18 protein-coding genes are annotated in these 22937 nt (G+C 33.7%); 14 read left to right on the forward strand and 4 right to left on the reverse strand.

The window, feature by feature from the left end:
* The first annotated feature begins 174 nt into the window (after positions 1 to 174).
* The 7 genes from GM921_RS07590 to murA all read left to right on the forward strand — a co-directional run bounded on the left by GM921_RS07590 (position 175) and on the right by murA (position 8469).
* Positions 175 to 1137: a GDSL-type esterase/lipase family protein gene (locus tag GM921_RS07590; RefSeq protein ID WP_182921991.1), complete on the forward strand. Its 963-nt coding sequence runs from the start codon at positions 175 to 177 to the stop codon at positions 1135 to 1137.
* 54 nt (positions 1138 to 1191) lie between these two features.
* On the forward strand, positions 1192 to 1725 hold the full coding sequence (locus GM921_RS07595; protein WP_182921992.1) for a PH domain-containing protein: 534 nt from the start codon (positions 1192 to 1194) through the stop codon (positions 1723 to 1725).
* Complete coding sequence (locus GM921_RS07600; protein WP_182921993.1) at positions 1725 to 3230, forward strand: PH domain-containing protein; 1506 nt, start codon at positions 1725 to 1727, stop codon at positions 3228 to 3230. The genes GM921_RS07595 and GM921_RS07600 overlap by 1 nt, the downstream gene beginning before the upstream one ends.
* 37 nt (positions 3231 to 3267) lie before the next feature.
* On the forward strand, positions 3268 to 3717 hold the full coding sequence (locus GM921_RS07605) for a WapI family immunity protein (RefSeq protein ID WP_182921994.1): 450 nt from the start codon (positions 3268 to 3270) through the stop codon (positions 3715 to 3717).
* Positions 3718 to 3866: 149 nt separating this feature from the next.
* Positions 3867 to 6152, forward strand: coding sequence for an ATP-dependent helicase (locus tag GM921_RS07610; RefSeq protein ID WP_182921995.1), 2286 nt, complete (start codon positions 3867 to 3869; stop codon positions 6150 to 6152).
* Between the two features lie 269 nt (positions 6153 to 6421).
* Positions 6422 to 7102: a DUF4290 domain-containing protein gene (locus GM921_RS07615; protein WP_182921996.1), complete on the forward strand. Its 681-nt coding sequence runs from the start codon at positions 6422 to 6424 to the stop codon at positions 7100 to 7102.
* 41 nt (positions 7103 to 7143) lie between these two features.
* On the forward strand, positions 7144 to 8469 hold the full coding sequence (murA, locus tag GM921_RS07620; protein ID WP_182921997.1) for a UDP-N-acetylglucosamine 1-carboxyvinyltransferase: 1326 nt from the start codon (positions 7144 to 7146) through the stop codon (positions 8467 to 8469).
* Between the two features lie 181 nt (positions 8470 to 8650).
* On the opposite strand, the gene GM921_RS07625 is transcribed toward murA, so the two are convergent.
* Entirely contained in the window at positions 8651 to 10012 is a 1362-nt protein-coding gene (locus GM921_RS07625) for a pyridoxal-phosphate dependent enzyme (protein WP_182921998.1), read from the reverse strand.
* A 132-nt stretch (positions 10013 to 10144) separates the two neighbouring features.
* Positions 10145 to 11236, reverse strand: a complete 1092-nt coding sequence (gene dprA / locus GM921_RS07630; RefSeq protein WP_182921999.1) for a DNA-processing protein DprA — start codon at positions 11234 to 11236, stop codon at positions 10145 to 10147.
* Between the two features lie 146 nt (positions 11237 to 11382).
* On the opposite strand from dprA, the gene GM921_RS07635 reads away from it, so the two are divergent.
* The gene (locus GM921_RS07635) at positions 11383 to 11751 is read left to right on the forward strand and encodes a BlaI/MecI/CopY family transcriptional regulator (protein WP_182922000.1); all 369 of its coding nucleotides are present in this window, start codon (positions 11383 to 11385) and stop codon (positions 11749 to 11751) included.
* A complete protein-coding gene (locus GM921_RS07640; RefSeq protein WP_182922001.1) occupies positions 11751 to 13727 on the forward strand; it encodes a M56 family metallopeptidase in 1977 nt (658 codons plus the stop codon). The genes GM921_RS07635 and GM921_RS07640 overlap by 1 nt, the downstream gene beginning before the upstream one ends.
* Here the strand turns inward: GM921_RS07640 and rsmG are convergent, their stop codons facing one another.
* Together rsmG and GM921_RS07650 are read right to left on the reverse strand one after the other, a co-directional pair.
* Positions 13728 to 14363 (reverse strand): 16S rRNA (guanine(527)-N(7))-methyltransferase RsmG, encoded by a 636-nt coding sequence (gene rsmG, locus GM921_RS07645; protein ID WP_182922002.1) that lies wholly within the window; start codon positions 14361 to 14363, stop codon positions 13728 to 13730.
* 39 nt (positions 14364 to 14402) lie between these two features.
* A complete protein-coding gene (locus GM921_RS07650) occupies positions 14403 to 15524 on the reverse strand; it encodes a glycosyltransferase (RefSeq protein ID WP_182922003.1) in 1122 nt (373 codons plus the stop codon).
* A 191-nt stretch (positions 15525 to 15715) separates the two neighbouring features.
* Between GM921_RS07650 and tgt the strand changes: the two genes are divergently transcribed.
* The 5 genes from tgt to GM921_RS07675 all read left to right on the forward strand — a co-directional run bounded on the left by tgt (position 15716) and on the right by GM921_RS07675 (position 22772).
* Positions 15716 to 16846, forward strand: coding sequence for a tRNA guanosine(34) transglycosylase Tgt (gene tgt, locus GM921_RS07655; RefSeq protein ID WP_182922004.1), 1131 nt, complete (start codon positions 15716 to 15718; stop codon positions 16844 to 16846).
* On the forward strand, positions 16847 to 17950 hold the full coding sequence (locus tag GM921_RS07660) for an LptF/LptG family permease (protein ID WP_182922005.1): 1104 nt from the start codon (positions 16847 to 16849) through the stop codon (positions 17948 to 17950).
* A 1-nt stretch (position 17951) separates the two neighbouring features.
* Positions 17952 to 18845: a DMT family transporter gene (locus tag GM921_RS07665; RefSeq protein WP_182922006.1), complete on the forward strand. Its 894-nt coding sequence runs from the start codon at positions 17952 to 17954 to the stop codon at positions 18843 to 18845.
* Positions 18846 to 19642: 797 nt separating this feature from the next.
* A complete protein-coding gene (locus tag GM921_RS07670) occupies positions 19643 to 22453 on the forward strand; it encodes a TolB family protein (RefSeq protein WP_182922007.1) in 2811 nt (936 codons plus the stop codon).
* Between the two features lie 37 nt (positions 22454 to 22490).
* On the forward strand, positions 22491 to 22772 hold the full coding sequence (locus GM921_RS07675; RefSeq protein ID WP_182922008.1) for a LapA family protein: 282 nt from the start codon (positions 22491 to 22493) through the stop codon (positions 22770 to 22772).
* The last annotated feature ends 165 nt before the right edge of the window (positions 22773 to 22937 follow it).

Below are 22937 nucleotides of genomic sequence, written 5' to 3' on the forward strand. Positions count from 1 at the left end.
ACATTTATATTTTGAACAAATATAGGTTTTTAGGCAAAAGCATTATTAAAACAATTAAATGAAAAAATGGTTAAACATTTTTAACTAAAAGTAAATCAAGTCTATAAAGCATTTGTAATAATCATATATTTGTATTTTAACACTCACAATTTGCGCTATATAATATTTTAAGGGATGGGATTTCGGGCGATAGCGCTATTTTTTGCACTTATATTAGGTTTTTTCTTTAGGTCTGCTGCTCAAATTACTGGAGCCAGTTGCCCTGAGTCTGCCCAATATTTTTCAAAAGACAGTGTAAATGTGGTCACTTTTGGCGCAAGTACCGTTCAAGGTGTAAATGGGATTGATTTTCAATCATATTTAACCACCAATTTTATCAACTGTTATATTGGTAAAACGATCAATATTCAAAAATATGGAGTCGCTGGAGAAACTACCGGACAAGGTTTATTGAGAATTGACAATGCTATAGCTGGAAAAACGGGTTTTATTGTGCTGTTAATTGGTGCTAACGATGCCATACGAATTGAAGCTGGCCAGCAAAAGATTTCAGAAACAGAAACTAATATGAGAGCACTTATTGTTCACTCATTAAACCAAAACTTGGTGCCTATTGTTTGCACACTCCAAAACTTTGATGATCGTAAAGATCCTCGTTTAAGAAGAGTAAATACACAAATAAAGCTAATTAACGACATTTATAAGAAATTGGTAATAGAGTATGGTATTTATTTGGCCGATATTAATGCGGTTATACGTAGGGATTTTTCATTGTATCAGGATGATATTCACCCAAATGCTCGTGGCAATAGATTAATAAGTTTTGTACTTTTTGATACGATTAATAAAATTATTGCTGAGAAATTCCTGCAGTTTACAGTAACTCAAAACTATCCAAACCCTGGTAGAGATATAACTTCTATAGACATTATTATGCCTCAATCTGATAAAGTAGAGTTTAAAATTTACAATCTGCAAGGTAAAGCTATACAAACTGTACTTAACGAGTATTTAAATACTGGAAAACATACTATTCAGCTAAACTTATCATCATTAGCACCTGGCGTTTATATTTATAGAATAATTTCTAGCACTGGTTTATACGCTGCCACAAAAAAAATGATTGTAATTCGTTAGTTTAAATAGTTTTGTTCCTCCTATATTTAGCTAAACAAAATTTAAACAGGCATTATGGAGGAATTTACAAACGAAAATATAGATTTAAACAAGCTCCCACACTATCAAGAAATAACGCTTACTGCTCCTCACCCCAATTATTGGAAAGTAATCCTGATTAATATCTTCATTTTTTTATTTCTTACTGGCGCAGGCTTAACGTTGTTTTTGATATTTAATGATGAAGTCAAACCTCAACGTCTGTTTATTATCGGCGCTTATTTAATCATTGTAATCCTGATTTTTGTGCTATATAGAGCTAGTTTCAAAAAGAGAGGATTCGCCCTGCGTGAAAAAGATATTATATACAAAAGTGGCATTATTGCTGAAACAACAACCATAGTTCCATTAAACAGAATACAGCACGTAGCATTAGATGAAGGTATTTTCTCAAGAATTTTCAAATTAGGAAAACTTCAAATATTTACTGCTGGCGGTCAGTCTGGTCATTTACATATTGGTGGTATTGAGATTGAAAAAGCAAGAAGCATTAAAGAAATGTTATTGAGAAAACTAGATCAAATAGAAACTTTAGCTGAAAATCAATAATGAATTACGATTTCAGTAAACCACAAAGACAATCAGGCTTTGGTATCATTTTGATGGCTGCCAACACTTTACAACATTTAATTAGGGCATTAATTTTCCCCTTAATTATTGCTTTTGCAAAATTGGATAAACAATATCTGGCCTATATCGGACTTGGATTATTAGGTTTATTAATTATTCTTTTCGTTTATTCTTATTTCAATTATCGAAATTTTACTTTCTTTTTAGATGAACAAAAACAAGAATTCGTCATTAATAAAGGCATTTTCAATAAAACCCAGTTAACTGTTCAATTAGATAAAATTCAGCAGGTAAATATTAACCAAAACTTGTTGCAAAAAATCATCGGGATTTATGGTTTAAAAGTAGATACGGCTGGCTCTGAAGGGCAAGAAGTTAGCATTAAAGCCATAGATGAAGAAATAGCTAATAGCTTAAGGGAGCATTTACTAAGTAGAAAAAGTATTGCCAATAATGAAACTTCTACTCCAAAAACTGCAAGCGTTCAAGAAGATATTCCTTTTCTAAAAGTTAGTTTGGGCACTTTATTTAAGGTTGGTTTAACCTCCAATTATGGTAGTACTATTGCATTGTTATTAGCTTTTATTTATCCTGTATTTCATAATGCTAAAGAGTTTTTAAAAGCTTTTGATATGGACAAAGGGCAGGTAGAAAATGCTGTTGAAAGCTTGTTTACGCTTTTTTCGATTGGTATTTTAGTCGCTGTGTTTCTGTTTCTTATCCTTGCCATTAATGTGATTAGAACATTAGTTAAATACTTTGATTTTCATATTAGCAAACACAAACATTCACTGTTAATATCTCATGGTTTCTTCGCCAAGAAAAATACATTGTTAAGTCCTAATAAGGTTCAGATTACTTCATATAGTCAGAATTATTTTCAAAAGAAAATGAACTTACTGAATATGAATTTGAAACAAGCTTCATCTGGTGAAGCCAAAAAAGGGAAAGATTTGGAAAGTAATAATTTGCAAATACCTGGTTGTAATCCTACAGAAAGAGATGAATTGATAAAAATGATAATGGGAGAAATTCCTGCACAGGGTAAAACATTCCTTCCAAATTGGAGGTTTTTAAACTTGCCGATCTTTTTTAGAGTTGTATTTCCTGTCGGGATATTTATGATTTTGTGGGCATATATTCCAGCATTAAAACCTTATTATCCAGCCGCCATAATCTATTTCTTAATGGCAATACCGATGATTTTCATCAGTTATAAAAGACATCGATTAACAGTTAACAAAGAGTTTATCGTTAAAAGAAGTGGTATATGGGATGTTAATCATTCATTACTTTTCCCACATAAAATACAAGCGATTACCACATTTCAATATCCTTGGCACAAAGGCGTAGATGTTGGCCATGTTAATTTACATACAGCTGCTGGCGTTATCCATTTCAAATACGGCAATTATACCGAGATTAAAAAGTTGGTTAATTATTGGTTGTATCAAATAGAAAGTGGTAGTGAGGAATGGATGTAAGGCGATAATACGAAAATATTTTTCCTAGATTTATAATATGGAAGGTTTTATCATTAGAGGAGAGGGTGGTTTAATTTCTTTATCATTTGAAAAAGTATTTGGTTTTCCAGAAACGACTAGTTATTTGGGTGGATATGATTTACAGGCATCAATAACAATTAAATCAAGTTGTTTTGAGGTGAAATCAACCATGTATACCTCAACTGGCGAAATTTATTTATTTTTTGATCAACTTAAAAATTGTAATGAAAGATTAGATGGAACAGCTAAATTTGCCTCTTACGAAGGAGATTTAGAATTTTTAGCTGCATTTGATCATGCTACTGGTCATGTTTCTATAAAAGGTTTTTTCACTGAACACGAATTTAGCAACTGTTTAAATTTTGAGTTCAGTTCAGATCAAACATTTATGACTACAACTATTAAAGAACTCCAAATTCTATTTCAAAAGTATGGAGATGTGAAAGGATTAAGTCTTAATAGATAATAATCCTCAATTATCTATTAGACTTCTACCTTTGTTTTCCAAAAACATCAAGGCCATACGCTGTGCAATTATACACAATCTATTTACCAACACCTTTTCATAACAGCGCATAAATTTCTTATTTTTGAGTTTCAAAAGAAGGAACGGATTTGGATTATTTAGCAGGATTAAACCCACAACAAAGAGCAGCAGTAGAAAACACACAAGGACCAGTAATGATTGTTGCTGGTGCAGGTTCGGGCAAAACGAGGGTTATTACGTACAGGGTTGCGCATTTAATAGAAAAAGGCGTTGATGCGTTTAATATTTTAGTACTCACATTTACCAACAAAGCCAGTAAAGATATGCGTGAGCGTATTGGAAAAGTGGTTGGTAGTGAGGCTAAAAACATTTGGATGGGGACTTTCCACTCTGTTTTTGCAAAAATTTTACGTGTAGAGGCCGAGAAAATCGGTTATCCGAGCAACTTTACCATTTACGATACTGATGATAGCAAAAGTTTAATTCGTTCGATATTAAAAGAGATGCAATTAGATGATAAATTGTATGCTGCAAACGTGGTTTATAATCGAATTTCATCTGCTAAAAACAACTTGGTTTCTGCATCAGAATATTTAGAAAACAGTCAAATTCAAGCTGAAGATGCTGGAAATAAACGTCCTCTTTTAGGGTTGATTTACGAAACATATGCTAAACGTTGTTACAAAGCTGGCGCAATGGATTTTGACGATTTGTTGTTTAAAACTAATGTTTTACTGAAAAACCATCCCGATGTTTTAAATAAATACCAACATAAGTTTAAGTATTTAATGGTTGATGAGTATCAGGATACTAACTTTTCTCAATACACCATTGTTAAAAAATTGGCTGCAGCGCATCAAAACATTTGTGTAGTTGGTGACGATGCACAAAGTATTTATGCTTTCCGTGGGGCAAATATTCAGAATATTTTAAATTTTGAACGCGATTACCCTGATTTGAAAGTTTACAAATTGGAACAAAATTATCGTTCTACGCAAAATATAGTGGAAGTTGCCAATAGCATTATCGCTAATAATAAAAATCAATTAGAGAAAAATGTATTTTCTGATAACGAAAAAGGCGACAGAATTAAAGTTTCGAGGGCTTTTTCTGATAACGAAGAAGGTAAATTAGTTGCCGAAGCTATTGTGCAAGACCGAGCAAATAGCGGATTAAAATACCATGATTTCGCTATTTTATACCGTACCAATGCTCAAAGTAGAGCAATGGAGGAAGCTTTGCGCAAACTGAATGTGCCCTATAAAATTTATGGTGGTTTGTCATTTTATCAACGTAAGGAGATTAAAGATTTAATTGCGTATTTCCGTTTAACTTTTAATCCGGCAGATGAAGAAGCAATAAAACGTGTAATTAACTATCCTCGTCGTGGTTTAGGTGATACAACCGTAGAGAAAATATCAGCCGCAGCAGACCAACATGATGTGACGATGTGGCAAGTGATTTGCAATCCGCAGCAGTATATTCAGGGCAGAATTGCAAATCAGTTGAATGATTTTGCAGTTATGATACAAAGTTTTGCAGCTGAATCTAAAAAATTAGATGCATACGAAACTGCTTTATATATTGCACAACATTCGGGAATTTTAAAGGAATTACATACTGATGATAGCGTTGAAGGTCGTTCTCGTTATGAAAATATACAAGAATTATTGAACGGGATTAAGGAATTTGCAGAGCGAGAAGATATTGAAGATAGAAGTTTAGCGATTTTTATGCAAGACATCGCTTTGCTGACCAATGATGATAACGATAAAAACAAAGATGCAGATACGGTTTCCTTAATGACCATTCACTCTGCCAAAGGTTTAGAGTTTAAAAATGTATTTATTGTTGGATTGGAAGAAAACCTCTTCCCTTCTCAAATGTCTTTAACTTCAAGGACAGATTTAGAGGAAGAACGTAGGTTATTTTACGTAGCCATTACTCGGGCAGAGAAGAAATTAACGATTACATACGCTACTTCTCGTTACCGTTGGGGAACATTAACTTCTTGTGAACCAAGTCGTTTTATTAATGAAATTAATCCTTCTTATTTAGAATTAGAGGTTGTAAAACCTGCAAAAAGTAATTTCGGAGAAAATAGTTTTGATGGTGAGCGTAAAACTTGGAGTCAACAACGTGAGTTTACTCCAAAACCTACAACAAGCACAACTACAATTAGACCAAAAACGACTTCTATTTTACCAAAAGCGCATGTACCAACTCCTGGTTTTGCTCCAAATGCATCAAATGAGTTTCAAAATGGAATGGATGTAGAGCATGAAAAATTTGGCTTTGGAAAAATTGTAAACTTAGAAGGTACTTTACCAGATGTGAAAGCGACTGTGTTTTTTCAGGGATTGGGTAATAAACAGTTGTTATTGAAATTTGCGAAATTGAGAATTGTTAAATAAAGATTTAAAAAGTAATTAACCACAAAAGGCACAATAGAAAACAAAAACTAGTATTATTAATTTTGTGACCTTTTGTTTCTTTTGTGGTTCGATTCGATTTTAACAATTAATTACATATCTTTGAAGCATTAAGGGCTTCAGCATTTCGATGAATTCTTAACCAAAATTTCTTATTAAAATATCGCTCTGGTTTTTCAACCACGTATTTTTTGTTTTGGTTATTTCATAATGTGCCCAACAATAACTATTTTCAACACTAAATTTATTCAATGAATTTCGATTATAATACAACTCGTAGCGACTTAATTTTGGCGGAGTATGGTCGTAATGTACAAAACATGGTGAAGTACATTATAGATTTACCGACTAAAGAAGAACGCAATAAATATGCACAAGCAGTAATAGATTTGATGGGTTTTTTAAATCCGCACCTGCGTGATGTTGCAGATTTTAAACATAAATTATGGGATCATTTGCACATCATATCTGATTTTAAGATTGATGTAGATAGCCCATATCCAAAACCGAATCCAGAAGCAGCGCAATTTAAGCCAGCACATATTGGTTATCCCCAACAAAAAATTAGGTATAAACATTATGGTAAAACTGTAGAAAAACTGATTGAGAAAACGATTGAGGAAGAAAATCCTGAACGTAAATCAGCTATGGTACAGGGCATTGCTAACTTTATGAAAATGGCTTATGTGCAATGGAACAAAGACAATGTTTCTGATGAGGTGATTTTTAAAAATTTGCGTGAACTTTCTGGAGGTAATTTAGAACTCGACGAAAATGTAAACTTGCAAAAAGTTGAGTTTAGACCTCAAGTAAATAGACCAAGTAATAATAATCGTGGTCGAAACAACAACAATAAAGGGCGCCAAAATAATAACAACAATAATAATGGTGGGCGCCAACAGAGAAATAATAACCCTAAACAAAGACATTAATCCAATTCTATCGTTATTATTAACGAGATAAATACAACCAAATGAATGCATTCGAAATTATAGGTGGCAAAAAATTAAAAGGTGAAATCACTCCGCAAGGGGCGAAAAATGAAGCACTGCAAATTCTATCTGCTGTTTTATTAACCGACCAAAAAATTACCATTAGCAATATTCCAGATATTAAAGATGTAAACAAACTGATTGAATTATTAGGAGATTTAGGGGTACTAGTTGAACGTATCAACAAAGACACCTATACTTTTGAAGCTAAAGATATCAATCTAGATTTTTTCGAATCTGATGTTTTTAAAGCTAAAGGTGGCGGTTTACGTGGTTCTATCATGATTGTTGGACCACTATTGGCTCGTTTTGGCAAGGCTGCAATTCCTAAACCAGGTGGTGATAAAATTGGTCGTCGTCGTTTAGATACACACTTTATTGGCTTTGAAAAATTAGGTGCAAAATTTGTTTACGATAGCAAAAAAGCATTTTTTAATGTTGATGCGACTAATTTAAGAGGTGCTTACATTTTATTAGATGAAGCATCGGTGACAGGAACTGCAAACATTGTGATGGCTGCTGTTTTGGCTAAAGGAACTACAACGATTTATAATGCTGCTTGCGAGCCATATTTACAGCAATTATGTAAAATGCTTAACCGTATGGGCGCAAAAATATCTGGTATTGGCTCTAATTTATTGACTATTGAAGGCGTTACTAAATTAGGCGGAACCGAACATAGAATGTTACCAGATATGATTGAAATCGGTTCTTTCATCGGTTTGGCTGCCATGACAGAGTCTGAAATTACTATCAAAAATGTATGTTATGATGAGTTGGGTGTTATTCCTGAAGTTTTCAAAAAACTGGGAATTAAACTAGAGCGCAGAGGCGATGACATTTACATTCCATCTCAAAAACATTATGAAATAGATACTTTTATTGATGGTTCTATTTTAACCATTGCCGATTCTCCTTGGCCGGGATTTACTCCAGATTTATTGAGTATTGTTTTAGTTGTGGCTACTCAAGCTAAAGGAAATGTATTGATCCATCAGAAAATGTTCGAAAGTCGTTTGTTTTTTGTAGATAAATTGATAGATATGGGTGCGCAAATCATTTTATGTGATCCACACCGTGCTACAGTAAATGGGATTAATAAGAAATATCAGCTTCGTGGAATTAGCATGACTTCTCCAGATATTCGTGCTGGTGTTTCCTTATTAATTGCCGCTTTATCTGCTGAAGGAACATCAACAATTTATAATATTGAGCAAATTGAGCGTGGCTATCAAGATATAGACATTCGTTTACGTGCTTTAGGTGCGCAAATTAAACGCGTAGAAGGTTCTGGCCCAAGCCATTAAAAGGTTTTGGATTTAAAAAAACAATTACATAAAAACGCCTGGGTAACAATTTACTCAGGCGTTTTTTTATGGCTTATCGTCATTGCGAGTCTCCGATTTTTCATCGGGACGAAGCAATCTTTCTAATCATGAAAGATTGCTTCGTCGCTGTGCTTCTCGCAATGACGAACGTTTTAGAACTCTATCCCCTTATCGCGTTAATAATATCGTACTGCGTAATAATTTCAAATTTACCATCTTCTAATTCGACTAAAACAGCACTATTTTCTTTATTAATTAAAGTTGAAATTCTATCTATTGACGTATTTAAATCTACAAATGGGAAAGTTGCACTCATGATTTCGTTTACAGGAGCAGATTTCAAACTTGGATTTTCAAGCAATGCTTTTAAAATATCGCCTTCAGCCAATTTACCTACCAACATCCCTTTTTGCGTTACTGGGATTTGCGAAATGTTAAGCGTATTCATGGTGTTAATTGCTTCAAGGATTGTTTTTTCACAATCTATCGTTACAATTTCTGAAAGTTCTTTTTTAGCAATGATAGTTCTAGCTGTTAACTTTTCATCTTTTAAGAAACCACGTTCTCGCAACCAATCTTCGTTATACATTTTGCCCATATAACGACTTCCATGATCATGGAATATAACCACAACCACATCTTCTGGCTTTAATTTATCTTTTAACTGCAATAAACCGGCAATCGCTGAACCTGCAGAATTACCTGCAAAAATCCCTTCTTTACGAGCAATATCGCGAGTCATTAAAGCAGCATCTTTATCTGTTACTTTTTCAAAAAGGTCAATCACATCGAAGTTTACATTTTGAGGTAAAAAATCTTCTCCAATACCTTCGGTGATGTACGGATAAATCTCATCCTTATCTAAAATTCCAGTTTCTTTATACTTTTTAAAAACTGAACCATAGGTGTCAATTCCCCAAACTTTAATATTTGGATTTTGTTCTTTCAAGTATTTTCCTGTTCCAGAAATTGTGCCTCCAGTACCTACACCAACCACCAAATGAGTTATTTTACCTTCTGTTTGTTTCCAAATTTCTGGTCCTGTTTGTTCATAATGCGCCTGGCTATTTGATAAATTATCGTATTGATTTGGTTTCCAAGAATTTGGCACTTCACGCTCTAAACGCGATGAAACAGAATAATAAGAACGAGGATCTTCGGGCTCAACATTTGTTGGACAAACAATTACTTCGGCACCAAATGCACGTAAAGCATCAACTTTTTCTTTTGATTGTTTATCTGTTGTGGTAAAAATACATTTGTAACCTTTAATGATGGCAGCCATTGCCAAACCCATGCCTGTATTACCTGATGTACCTTCAATTATTGTTCCGCCTGGTCTTAATTTGCCGCTTTTCTCAGCATCTTCAATCATTTTTACCGCCATGCGGTCTTTAATCGAATTACCAGGATTAGTTGTTTCAATTTTAGCTAAAACCGTAGCCGGAATTTCTTTAGTAATGTTATTTAATTTAACTAATGGTGTATTACCAATCGTTTCGAGAATATTATTATACCACATGTTACAAAAGTACAAAATGGCAATACGAATTTTACAAATTAATATTTATTAAAAACTAAATTCTGCAATTTAAAATTACAAAGAATATTATTCTATAATCTACCTATTAAGTATACTATAAATACTACAAAATTAGGCGAGCTTATATATTTTACCAGGGAGTGAAATTAAAATCCCCTGCATTTCTAACGTAAGTAGTGCAATAACGAGTTTACTTTGTGGGAGATTTGTTTTTAAACTTAGTTCATCTACATGAATTGGATTGTCGCGTAGTATATTCACGATTTGCTGTTCATCTTTAGATAAATTAAATGGCAATTGTGATTGAACTTCAGTTTTCGTAGCCTGCTCATCATCCCAACCTAAATAATAAATTAAATCTTTTGGGTGATTAATTAATCCTGCCCTATTCGTTTTAATTAAGAAATTACACCCCTCAGAAAATTCATCATTCACTCTTCCTGGAAATGCATATACATCTTTATTGTAAGAATTGGCCAATTCTGCAGTAATTAAAGCCCCACCTTTTATAGATGCTTCAACCACTACCGTTACATCAGAAATACCAGCAATAATTCGATTTCTTTTCGGGAAATTCTCCCGATCTGGATTTGTACCTGGCAAAAATTCGGTGAGCAAACCACCATTATGCACCATTTTTTGGGTCAACTCTTTATGTACAGCCGGATAAATTCTATCCAAACCATGCCCTAATACACCAACGGTTGGCACTTCGAAGTTTAAACTTTCTTTATGGGCGGCTGCATCAATACCATGAGCTAATCCACTCATAATTACTACATCGTAAGGCTGCAAAATTTCTACCAATTGTTTACAAAGTAGCTTACCATAATTAGTTGCGTTTCTGGTGCCAACTATGCTTACAATTCTATGGTGATTTAAATTGGCAGTGCCTTTATAATAGAGCAATAATGGCGCATCATAGCAATTTCTTAATCTTTTTGGATAATTATCATCCGCATAAAACAGAACCTCTATCTTATGTTTCTCTATAAAACTTAAATGTTCTTCGGCTTTTTGTATCGCATCGGTATGTAAAATAGCATTTGCTCTTATTTCTCCAATGCCTTCTATCTTTAAAATTTGTTCTTTAGTTGCTTTAAATACTGCTTCTGCACTTCCGAAGTGAATTAGGAGATTTTTGGAGAACATTGGTCCTACTCCTTTTATTAAACTTAAGGCTATTTTATGTACTAAACTCATTAAATCTAAAATAGATTCAAATACATCATTTATAAAGAGTTTAATTTTAATAAACTATAAATCAGCTATTTAAAATTAAACTACAAAAATAGTTTGTTAACTATAAAAATAGTAGTAAATTTAATTAACCTTTAAGAAAATAAATAATGAGAGAGTTAACAAAAGCGGAAGAACAGGTAATGCTTATCCTTTGGGAAATGAAGGAAGGCTTGGTTAAAGATGTGATTGATAAAATGGAACCTCTTAAACCTGCCTATAATACGGTATCGACTGTAATTAGGGTATTGGAAGGGAAAGGTTTTATTTCGCACAACGCAATTGGCAATACACATATCTATTTTCCGCTTATTAGCGAAGAACAATACAAGCATTTTGCATTTGATAAGGTGATGAATAATTACTTTGAAAATAACTATCAGAGTTTAGTATCCTTTTTAGTGAAAGAAAAAAATATGGATATGGAAGAACTTGATGAATTAATTGCATTGGCAGAAAAACTTAAAAACAAGAAATAATGGATTGGTTATATTATTTGCTCGAAGCAAATCTGTACTTGCTTATTTTTTACGGATTTTACCGTTTGTTTTTGCAAAACGAAACATTTTATAACAGCAATCGCTATTTTTTGCTGTTAAGTAGTGTAACGGCTTTTACATTACCTATACTACAATTAGGTTTTCTAAAACCTACACCGATAATAAATAACATTCTGTTTCCACCACCAATACCGTATGGTGAAGAAATTGTTACAGCAATACCAACTACTACCCCAGCAGTAGAAACATTCAATTTCACAGACTACCTCTATCCTATTTACCTGTTTATCGTACTTTGTTTTGCGCTCAAATTAATTTTTAGCCTTTCAAAAATAATTAGCATTTGGTTAAAGGCTAAAAAAGCCAAGACTGGAAATGTTACACTAATAGAATTGAATGAACAAACAACAGCTTTTTCATTTTTCAATCTTTTATTTATTCATCCGCATCTGGCAGAAAAAGAAACTGTTTTAAATCACGAAATGGTGCATATAAAACAGAAACATAGTTTAGATATCTTATTCTTTGAAGTTTTACAGATGATTTGCTGGTTCAATCCGATTATCTATTTCATTAAAAAAGACATTAAACTGTTGCACGAGTACATTGCTGATGAGTTGAGCACTAATTCTGGTTTACAAAAACACGAATATGCGATGTTCCTCATCGAAAACTCTTTTGGCATTGTACCCACCCCTCTTACAAATCAAATTTTCAATCAATCAATATTAAAAAGGAGAATTAACATGTTAAACAAAAAAAGAACGGCAGGCTGGGCTAGGCTCAGGTTGCTGCTAGCGCTCCCCTTAGTCGGAGCAATGCTTTGTGCCTCTACAATGGCATTTACAAAAGATTATGGTTATGTAGATTTGCTTCCGGAGAAAAGTAAAGCTGTAGCGCCAGTCCAAGAAAATCCAACAGTAAAAGACATCAAAAAACAAAATCCAAAGGTTCAAAACATTAAAAGAGATCAAGTTAAATTTCCGCCACCGATAGTTATGCTTTATTCTAAGGATAAGTTTTATGTACGATATGGTAGAGACAAAACAACAGGAAAACCTGTTTTGCGTGAACGAAAATATATTTTAATTAATGGAAAAGCAGTAAAGGACATCACAACCTTTTATGGTGTTTATAATGCTGATAATGTAAAATATTTTGCCAAAAATGAGGCAATTGCTAAATATGGTGTAAATGGCCAATATGGTGCAGTTGAAATTACGGGAAAAGATATTAAATACTTTACTCAAATAACATTACCACCTCCTCCACCTAAGCAAGACCAAATTAAATTCCCTCCACCAATTGTAAAGCCTGATGGAAAAAATGTGAAAAGACCACCTGCAGTTGAGCCACCTCCACCAGGTTACAAACCTAAAACAGATCAAATTAAGTTTCCTCCACCTGTTGTGATGCCAGATAATCAAACAAGTTTTCATCCAAGAAATGCATATAAACACGATGGAAAAACATATATCCCAATCGAGGTTGATAAAAGATATATTGTAATTAATGGAGAAGCTGTAAAGGACAATAGTAAATTTTGGGGTGTTACAAATACAGAAACCATAACTTTCTTAAGTGTAAATCAAGCCATGAAAGTTTATGGAAATGATGGGAAAAATGGAGCTGTTGAAATTACAGGAGCAAATATTAAATATTCAGCAGCCTTAACTGGAGCTCCACCGTTTTATGGAAAACTAACGTTAAATCGTTCTGCTGGAGATTTATTGAAAATTCCAGATTCTGATGCTGCTCTAAAAACTTTAACAGTTTACAATAGCAAAAATGCAATTGTTTACAACACTACTGATTATTCAGATAATTGGGATGGAAAAACCGGGAATTATCAGAAAAATGATGGTGTAAAAATTCCCGCAGGAATTTACACTTACTTTATGAAAATTGATGGTAAACCATTCGCCAACAAAAGAGGACAAATCACTATTAAATAACTATTGTGGTATATAAACCACAAACTTAGTATCAAAAAATTCCTCCTCAAAATAAGCTGAAAGCGGATACAACTCTGCTTTCAGTTTACTTTCTTTAATCTCTTCAGTTAAATCACCTCCTTTTAAATAGAGAATCCCATTTGATATGGCATTCTTATTTTCTTTGGCAAACTTTCCACGTATCCATGGATAAAAATCTATTAAACGAGTAACCGCCCTAGAAACCACAAAATTATACTTATCGGTTATTTGCTCTGCTCTTAAATGGCTTGCTTTTACGTTCTGCAAACCTAAAGCTGCAGCAACTTCTGTAACTACTTTAATCTTTTTTCCAATAGAATCTACCAAATGGAAATCAGTTTCTGGAAATAAAATAGCTAAGGGAATACCTGGAAAACCACCTCCAGTACCTACATCTAAAACCCTCTCACCTGCTTTAAAGCTGCAAAATTTAGCAATAGCTAATGAATGTAAAATATGGCGTTCATATAACTCATCAATATCTTTTCTAGAAATAACATTGATTTGCGCATTCCAAAAACTATACAAATCGTATAATTGCGCAAACTGAGCAATTTGCTGTGCTGTTAAATCTTTAAAGTATTTTAAAATGATATCAGGTTTAATTTCAGACATAATGAGATGAACTAATGAACCAATAAGCTAATGAACCAACTATTTCCACTGTACTTTTTTAACAAATATAGATAGAATGGCATTAAACACTAAAAAAACAAATAAAATGATATCTAATATGGGAAACCACCAGCTTAATTCGCCATAATTTAAACGTTTTAATAAGCGAGGATAAATGAAACTTCTAATGAAAATACTTAATGCAAATACACCTAAAGCGATATAAAGAGTTTCAGGAAAACATAACAATGCAATACCAAAGACATAAAACAAAAACTGAACAATAATCTGCAAGGAAAGTATAAACTGATGTTTCGATTTGTAAAGTTTACCCGCACCAAAATGTCTTTTCTTTTGTCTTAAATACTCAATAAATGTGGCTTTAGGCTCACTCCAAACTTGAGTTTCTTTATTAATTCTGATTTTTGTATTGCTCCTATTTGCATTTGCATTTACGAAAAGATCATCATCCCCCGATGGGATATGCATGTGCGCTGCAAAACCTTTACTTTTAAAGAATAGTGATTTTTTGTACGCCATATTTCGACCTACGCCCATGTACGGCATTCCTTTTAGGGCAAATGAAAGATAATTTACCGCGGTAAAAAATGTTTCGAAACGAATTAAGCTATTTAACAATCCTCGTTTTTTAAAATATGGAGAATAACCTAATACTATTTCTATGGTCTCATCTTCAGGTTGTTGCATACCCATTAACCAATTTGGCGAAGCTGGTTCACAATCTGCATCGGTAAAAACCAACCATTCATAACTTGCAGCCTTAATTCCCATTGTTACTGCAAATTTTTTACCCGCAATAAATTTTTCTCCATCAGCAACAGAAACTACTTTAAGCCTCTCATATTTCTTTGCAAACTCTTTTAAAATGTCGGCTGTGCCATCCCAAGAACGGTCATTAACTACAATAACCTCAAAATTTGGATAATCTTGTTGAAGAATAGTTGGTAAATATGTTTTTAAGTTTTCTGCTTCATTACGGGCACAAATAACCACACTAATGGGATTTTTAGCCTCTTCAGGAATAGAATCAACCTTAACCAAAGCCAATTTCAAATGAACAAACAAGCTAAAATAAAGCTGAACAAGAAAGCAAAAAGCTAATGCGCCGAGTAGGCAAATCTCTAATAAATTTAATTCCACGATGTATTTTTGAAAGCTAGCAAATCTCTCATTTTTAATCTGTAATGTGGCTTTATGTTGATAATTTTTTGTTATTCATCATTCGTTGTTCGTTATTCGTCTTCATCTGTGCAATAAACAACGAGGAACGAGAAACGAATAACGATTATTCTTGCTATTTTTGACAGATTTTTGAAGAGGATATAACACATATGAAATTTACTTTACAGGCTAACGACCCATTATCAAAAGCCAGAGCAGGAACAGTTACAACTGCGCATGGCGATATTAAGACACCAATTTTTATGCCTGTAGGTACTGCCGGAACTGTAAAAGCGGTACACCAAAGAGAATTAAAAGAAGACATTAAAGCGCAGATAATTTTAGGAAACACCTATCATTTATACCTCAGACCAGGGTTAGATATTATAGAACCAGCAGGTGGTTTACATAAGTTTATTGGCTGGGATAAACCTATTTTAACCGATAGCGGTGGTTATCAGGTGTATTCTTTAAGCAAAGTGCGTAAAATTAAAGAAGAAGGCGTTACTTTTCGTTCACATATAGATGGTTCAAAACATTTGTTTACACCAGAATATGCAATGGATATTCAGCGTACAATTGGCGCAGATATTATTATGGCTTTCGATGAATGTACGCCATATCCTTGCGATTATAAGTACGCCGCCAACTCTATTAACATGACTCACAGATGGTTAAAGCGTTGCTGCCATCGTTTTGATACGACTGAACCGAAATATGGATTTGATCAAACGCTTTTCCCTATTGTACAAGGTTCAGTTTATAAAGATTTACGTGTAAAATCTGCTGAATTTATAGCTTCAATGGGTCGTGAAGGGAATGCAATTGGCGGTTTATCTGTTGGTGAACCAGCCGAAGAAATGTACGGAATGACGGAAGTTGTATGCGATATTTTACCTGCGGATAAGCCCAGATATTTAATGGGTGTTGGTACGCCAATTAATATTTTAGAGAATATTGCGCTTGGTGTAGATATGTTTGATTGCGTAATGCCAACTAGAAATGCTCGTAACGGAATGCTTTTTACCCGAAACGGGATGATTAACATTACCAACAAAAAATGGGCGAATGATTTTTCACCAATTGATGCTGAAAGTGATTTACATGCAGATCAAGTATATTCTAAGGCTTATTTAAGACACTTAATGCACTCTAAAGAAATGCTGGGCTCACAAATTGCTACGCTCCATAATCTGCATTTTTATTTATGGTTAGTGAATGAAGCTCGAGAAAAAATCATTTCAGGAGAGTTTTACGCTTGGAAGAATAAAATGGTGACTATATTAGGTAATAAATTGTAAATGAATTACATCAAGCAGCGGTTAAAGATTATTGATAGCTTTATTATAGGCAAATACTTAGGCACATTTGTGTATACCTTGGTTTTGTTTGTAATTATCATTGTGATATTTGATCTTTCTGAAAAATTGGATGATTTTTTGGAAAAGGATATGACGATTTGGGAAACCATTACTCAATATTATGCGGGTTCTATTCCGTTTTATGTAAACATGCTGTCGCCGTTGATTAATTTTATTGCGGTTATATTTTTTACGGCTAAAATGGCCGATCAAACTGAGATTGTACCTATTTTAAGTGGAGGAGTAAGTTTTAATCGCTTTTTAAGACCTTATTTTATCTCTGCATTTATCATTTTCTCTGTTAATTTATTGTCGAATTTATACATCCTCCCTTATACCAATAGGATTAAAAATAAGTTTGAAAACGAGGTAGTGGATAAGGATAAAGCCTATACGAAGACGAATATCCACATGAAAATTGATAAGAATACTTATATCTATATTGAAAGTTTTGATAATAAAACGAATATAGGCTATCGTTTTTCTTTGGATAAATTTAATGGCGATATCCTTAAGAAAAAGTTAGTGGCTGATCAAATTGCGTATGATTCCGTTAAAAAAGTATGGAAATTAAGCAATTATACAGTTAGAAATGTAGATGGGCTTAAGGAATCAATGGTTTACGGGTCTACTTTACAAAAAGACACTATTTTAGATATGAAACCCGATGATTTTTCTGTTTATTCGAACGTTTTCGAAAGCATGAGCGGAAAAGAATTATCAGATAAGATTAAAAAAGAACGAACTAGAGGCTCTGGTATCATGAGCGATTTGTTGTTTGAACAATATAAACGATGGTTTCAGCCTTTATCAGCTTTTATATTAACCTTAATTGGCGTAGCGCTATCCTCTCGTAAAGTGCGTGGCGGCGTAGGTTTACCACTCGGAATAGGCATTATTTTGAGTTTCGCCTACATTGTTTTTAATCAATTTGCTAAGATGTTTTCTACAAAAGGCGGTTTATCTCCATTATTAGCCGTATTGCTACCCACCATATTCTTTGGTCTTTTAGGGTTGTATTTACTTAGAAGAGCTCCAAAATAAGATGAAAACTGATGTCAAACCCAACGAAAACAGAAATCTCCTTATACTACACCTAACCGTTTTTATTTGGGGATTTACAGGCATTCTAGGCGCATTAATTTCTATAGATGCGGTACAAATGGTCTGGTATCGTGTTTTAATAGCTAGCATAAGCCTATTCGCTTATTTTATGCTGAGCAAAACCAGTATTAAAATAAGCAGAAAACAATTTCTCCAGTTTTTCTTTACAGGAAGCATTGTTGCTTTGCATTGGATTTTCTTTTTCCATTCTATTAAAGTAGCTAATGTATCGGTTAGCTTAATCTGTTTATCATCTGTAACCTTGTTTATTGCAATTTTAGAGCCTATTATTAAAAAACAAAACATTTCTAAAGGCGATATCTTCGTCGGTTTATTAATCATTTTAGGCATTTACCTTATCTTTAAATTTGAAACTAAATACACCGTAGGGATAATTTTCGGACTTTGTTCTGCAGTAGCAGCAAGCTTCTTTTCTACCATAAATTCAACATTAGTACAGAAAACAAGTCCGAGCATAATAGGCTTTTACGAAATGGCTGGTGCATTTTTCTGGATTACCGTCTATCGTTTATTTGATAATAGCTTATTAACTGAAAGCTTCAATTTAAGCGCAATGGATTGGTTTTATCTCATCGTTTTAGGTACCGTTTGTACAGCTTTAGCTTATGTAGCTGGTGTAGGTGTAATGCGTACCTTATCTGCCTTTAGAGTGGCATTAATTACCAATTTAGAACCTGTATATGGCATTGCTTTAGCCTTTCTTTTGTTTGGAAGTAAAGAACATATGACTTCTGGTTTTTACTTAGGTTCGCTGTTAATTTTGGCTGCAGTGTTCTTGTATCCGATCTATAAAAAGCGCAAAAATCAGAGTTAATAGCTGCCTCGATTCGATTATTTCAATTAAAATAAGTTCTCCTCTACGCACTCGTCATTCCCAACTCGATTGGGAATCGTAATGCAATAAGAGGCTTTTTTACGCATTACGATTCCCGTTTTCACGGGAATGACGAGCAGGAATCAAAGCTACCTACCTCAACTCAATGCATCATTCCTAACATGATTGGAAACCCTAATACAATAAGAGGCTTTTTTTTACGCTTTACGATTCCCGTTTTCACGGGAATGACGAGCAAAAATCAAAGCTGATAACCCAACTCCTACTAGGGTAGGGGATACGATTTTCACATCAAAAACAAGGCTTAAAAACAGCTCATTTCTCCTTACAATTTCACTCCTAAAAACGGATAGAAAAGTAATCCATTCCCTCTCTTATTTACCTCCTAAATCTGGAGTGTAAAAGAGGTGTAAAAGCATCTATAAAACCCTTGATATTTACCTTATTTCCTTCACAAAATCGTGTTATTCTATTTCGTTTTAACTAACAAAAATGCATACATCTTTAAAAAGTAGCAGAAAATTTTTGCTTTAAAATCAACATAAATAGTGTATCTTAACATCAACAAATTACGGAGATAGCACATAAGATGAAAATCTCCGTTTAACGCTCTTAATCACTTAATTTTTACATAAATAGTAGTTAATAGTGTTAATTATATAAAACACATAATAAATTAAAAATCAATACATTAAAATATTTAACATAAAGTAATAAATAATTTAAAGTAAGGATTTAAAAAATTATAAAACTAACAATTTTAGCATCATCCTTAAATGAACATAAATAAACAGTATATAAAATTGAAAATCAGTATTTTAAATATAGTATTATTAAGTTTTATTTCAGTTAGTAGTTTTGGGCAAATTTTCGACAGTGAACAAAACCCACTTAGTGTAAAATGGAGACAAATTAACAGCAATGGCTTCACACTCATCTACCCTACCGAGTTAGAAAAAGAAGCACAAAGAATGGCAAATACCATCGGCCATATTTACCCCCAAGTTGGACAAAGTTTAAACCGTCAAAAAACAAGCATTCCAATCGTGTTTCAAAACCGCGGAACACTAGCAAATGGCTTCGTTCAATTGGCTCCAAAAAAGGTGCAATTTTACACCACTCCTCCGCAGCAATTTGATAGTCAAGATTGGTTAAATAATTTAGCTGTTCATGAGCTTAGACATGTGGCGCAGTTCGACAAAATTACTGGTGGCAAAGCACACCCTTTTCCAGAAGAAATTTATTTCGCCTACATGGGCTTAAGCATCCCGACTTGGTTTTTTGAAGGCGACGCCGTAAGCACCGAAACTTCATTAACAAATGTTGGTCGCGGTAGGCAGCCTTCATGGATCATGCCTTTTCGTACTTCGCTACTCAGTGGAAAAAAGTTCTCGTACTCAAAAGCGTATTTCGGATCAAACAAAGATCAAACGCCCGGCTATTATCAAATGGGATATTTAATGGTTTCGAGCCTTAGAAAAGAATTTGGCAAAAATATTGTAGATAGTCTACTCACAGCTATTCATGATCGCCCACTTAGATTATATCCTTTTTCTCAAAGTTTAAAAGAGTTTACAGGAAATACGACTAGAAAATATTATTTAAAAACAGCTACCCAACTCGAAAACGACTGGAAAAAGCAAGATGAATTAAATAAGAGCGAAAATTACAAGAGCTTAAATCGCCCTGCGAAATATGCCAGCAGTTATTTTTTACCCACTGAATTAGCGAACCAACAAATACTAGCTTTAAAGCAAACTAAAGCAGAAACCGCAGCTTTTGTGGTGATTGATGAGGATAAAAACGAAAAAGAACTTATTAAAATCGGCTATCAGGAGCAACCTTGGTTTAGTTATGGCAATGGCATCTTGGTTTGGGACGAGATACGATTTGACCCACGTTATAAACAAAGAAGCTACAGCGTAATTTGCATGTATGATTTTGCTTCAAAAACAAAAAGACAATTAACTTTTAAAACTAGGCTCTTCTCTCCTGCTCTTTCTGGCGATGGAAAAAAAATAATTGCTGTACAAATCGATTTAAGCAATCGAAGTAATTTGGTAGCGCTTGATCCGCAAACTGGAAAAATTACAACAAACTATCCAAATCCTGAAAATTTAATCCTACAAACTCCTGCGTTGAGTACAGATGGTTCTCAACTATGTTGGACTAGCATAAATGAGAAAGGAAAATCGCTTTGGCTAAAAGATAAAACTGGAAAAACAACCCAATTAATATCCGAAACAAATCAGCAATTAAGTAGGCCAGTATTTATTGGCGAGGAGATTGCATTTAACGCGTCTCTAAACGGAATTGACAACATTTATAACGTTAGCCCTATCAGCAAAAAAATAACGGCGCTAACAGCCGCAAAATACGGTGCTTTTAATCCGAGCTTATCTGCCGATGGCAAATCAATCCTCTTTAACAATTACCAGTTAATGGGCTATGAAATTGCAAAAACGCCTTTATCGCCTAAAGAAATTCAAGAAAATCACTTTGTATACTTTGGCGCAGCAGCGGAAAAACAAGAAAACACGGTCAACGTTTTTAAAAACATTCCCGATAGCACTTACCAATCTAAATCTTATCAACCCTTAGCTCATCTTTTTAATTTCCATAGCCTAAGTCCGACAATAGATGAAGATGATAGATTAGGTTTACTATTAAAATCTAATGATTTATTAAACATTTTCGATTTTTCGGCAGGCATTAACTATTACAGCGATTTAAGAAAAGTAGCCTACACCGCTGGCTTTAGCTATAAAAGTTTATATCCTATTTTAAGCACAACTTTTACTAACCGACCTCGAACTGCTTTTTACAGATTAGGGAATGCGATAAATCAAGCAAATTGGCGGGAAAACTATCTTGATATAAAAGCGACAGTACCGCTTAGTTTTAGTACCTACCATCGCAATTATGGCTTTTTGGCAGAAATAGGCGCAAGTTACACACAACGAAATTTTGCACCAAAAGAAGCTTTGCTTTTTAACAAAACCATTAAATTCCCGATGAATTATAAACTAGGTTTTAGTCATAGTGTACGGGCTGCAGAACGAGATGTAGCTCCAAAATGGGCGCAAATTATTAATTTAAGTTATTATAATCAGCCTTTCGATAAGCGGTTAACTGGCGACTTATTTGCTTTTGAAAGCGCATTCTATTTCCCTGGCATTGCTAAAAATCATTCTTTTATGGCAAGTTTTGACTATCAAGAAAGTAGTGGCATTTTAAAATTTAATAATGAGATTAATACCGTTTATGGCTATGGACAAATTAATGCTAAAAGCGAATTAAGAAATACGTTATTGCTGAATTATCGCTTTCCATTTGCTTTCCCCGATGCAGAAATTGGCTCTTTAGCCTACATCAGAAACCTTAGAGGTGGAATTTTTAGTCATTATGAAAACATTGGTACGGAAACAAACTTAACACAACCTAAAACTTTTGGCTTCGAATTGCGTAGTAGTATAAACCTGTTGCGTTACCAGCCCGTAGTTGATTTAGGCGCAAGAGTGGTATTTGTTAATAAAATCTACAATCAAAATCCTATCTTAGAATTACTTTTTAACTACAGTTTTTAACGCCAAAATCTCCCAAAGGGGAATTATTTAAAATAAAATGAAAGCAAAAACTATTTTCATCATTGCCATTACTGCCCTTTTAACCATTTTCTTAATGATAAATAGCGACCCAGTGGAGTTTAATTTCATTATTGGCGCTCCTATCCCCATTTCAAAACTCATTGTAATTGGCATTTGCATCATCATTGGCTTTATTTTGGGTTTTTTAGCTGGCAGACCACGAAAAACAGTAAGTAGTTATGATCAAGAGATTGAAAAACATCAATCAAGTGAAAGTAAATCGACGTTAAGCGACGAGGATAGGGATTATATTAGCTGAGCGGTTAGGCTTGTCCATTAATAATTTTTCTCTTAAAATCAATTATTGTATTCTTCGGTCGTTACCTTATCTAACCAAACTGTTTCAATTGATTTGACTTGCTAATTTATTCTGATTTACATCAGTAGCTAGTAGAAGCAGCTTTAACTAAGAGCCAACGCATGA

The sequence above is a fragment of the Pedobacter planticolens genome, from assembly GCF_014172375.1.
In the GTDB taxonomy this organism is placed as follows: Bacteria; Bacteroidota; Bacteroidia; order Sphingobacteriales; family Sphingobacteriaceae; genus Pedobacter; species Pedobacter planticolens.

Coding starts and splice junctions, on each gene's coding strand:
- rsmG (WP_182922002.1), bottom strand. CDS start 14,363: ATGTCTGAAATTAAACCTGATATCATTTTAAAATACTTTAAAGATTTA.
- murA (WP_182921997.1), top strand. CDS start 7,144: ATGAATGCATTCGAAATTATAGGTGGCAAAAAATTAAAAGGTGAAATC.
- GM921_RS07605 (WP_182921994.1), top strand. CDS start 3,268: ATGGAAGGTTTTATCATTAGAGGAGAGGGTGGTTTAATTTCTTTATCA.
- GM921_RS07590 (WP_182921991.1), top strand. CDS start 175: ATGGGATTTCGGGCGATAGCGCTATTTTTTGCACTTATATTAGGTTTT.
- GM921_RS07615 (WP_182921996.1), top strand. CDS start 6,422: ATGAATTTCGATTATAATACAACTCGTAGCGACTTAATTTTGGCGGAG.
- GM921_RS07665 (WP_182922006.1), top strand. CDS start 17,952: ATGAAAACTGATGTCAAACCCAACGAAAACAGAAATCTCCTTATACTA.
- GM921_RS07660 (WP_182922005.1), top strand. CDS start 16,847: ATGAATTACATCAAGCAGCGGTTAAAGATTATTGATAGCTTTATTATA.
- GM921_RS07595 (WP_182921992.1), top strand. CDS start 1,192: ATGGAGGAATTTACAAACGAAAATATAGATTTAAACAAGCTCCCACAC.
- GM921_RS07625 (WP_182921998.1), bottom strand. CDS start 10,012: ATGTGGTATAATAATATTCTCGAAACGATTGGTAATACACCATTAGTT.
- GM921_RS07635 (WP_182922000.1), top strand. CDS start 11,383: ATGAGAGAGTTAACAAAAGCGGAAGAACAGGTAATGCTTATCCTTTGG.
- tgt (WP_182922004.1), top strand. CDS start 15,716: ATGAAATTTACTTTACAGGCTAACGACCCATTATCAAAAGCCAGAGCA.
- GM921_RS07600 (WP_182921993.1), top strand. CDS start 1,725: ATGAATTACGATTTCAGTAAACCACAAAGACAATCAGGCTTTGGTATC.
- GM921_RS07640 (WP_182922001.1), top strand. CDS start 11,751: ATGGATTGGTTATATTATTTGCTCGAAGCAAATCTGTACTTGCTTATT.
- dprA (WP_182921999.1), bottom strand. CDS start 11,236: ATGAGTTTAGTACATAAAATAGCCTTAAGTTTAATAAAAGGAGTAGGA.
- GM921_RS07675 (WP_182922008.1), top strand. CDS start 22,491: ATGAAAGCAAAAACTATTTTCATCATTGCCATTACTGCCCTTTTAACC.
- GM921_RS07670 (WP_182922007.1), top strand. CDS start 19,643: ATGAACATAAATAAACAGTATATAAAATTGAAAATCAGTATTTTAAAT.